This window comes from Streptomyces sp. Isolate_45 (assembly GCF_024721315.2).
Lineage (GTDB): Bacteria > Actinomycetota > Actinomycetes > Streptomycetales > Streptomycetaceae > Streptomyces.
This window is the reverse complement of sequence record NZ_JANFAK020000395.1, coordinates 1-681: the sequence shown is the minus strand read 5'-3', so window position 1 is coordinate 681 and position 681 is coordinate 1. Positions and strand designations below refer to the sequence as shown.

The window sequence follows — 681 nt, the reverse complement described above, 5'->3', positions numbered from 1 at the left end:
ACGACCGTGGTGGGCGTCCCGCCGGCGGCGACCGTCCTTCCGGCGGTGGCTACCGCGGCGGTGGCGACCGTCCCTCCGGTGGCGACCGTCCGACCGGTGGTGGCTTCCGAGGCGGGGACCGTCCGTCCGGTGGCGGCTACCGCGGCGGCAGTGACCGTCCTTCCGGTGGTGGCGGCGGTTTCCGTCGCGACGACCGTGGTGGCGACCGTCCGTCCTTCCCGCGTCGTGATGACGACCGTGGTGGGTTCCGTGGCGGTCGTGACGACCGTGGCGGGGACCGTCCGTCGTACCCGCGTCGTGATGACGACCCTGGTGGGCGTCCCGCCGGCGGCGACCGTCCTTCCGGCGGTGGCTACCGCGGCGGTGGCGACCGTCCCTCCTTCCCGCGTCGTGACGACCGTGGTGGCGACCGTCCCTCGTACCCGCGTCGCGATGACGACCGTGGTGGGCGTCCTTCGGGTGGTGGCGGCGGTTTCCGTCGCGACGACCGTGGCGGCGACCGCCCGTCCTTCCCGCGTCGTGACGATGACCGTGGTGGGTTCCGTGGCGGTCGTGACGACCGTGGTGGCGACCGTCCGTCGTACCCGCGTCGTGATGACGACCGTGGTGGGCGTCCCGCCGGCGGCGACCGTCCTTCCGGCGGTGGCTACCGCGGCGGTGGCGACCGTCCCTCCTTCCCGC

Annotated in this window: 1 protein-coding gene; it reads right to left on the bottom strand. The window is 74.6% G+C overall.

Features of this window, described 5'->3' with window-relative positions:
• Positions 1 to 681: hypothetical protein (locus NOD94_RS41275; RefSeq protein WP_281211373.1), on the bottom strand; the 681-nt coding region annotated here is incomplete at both ends.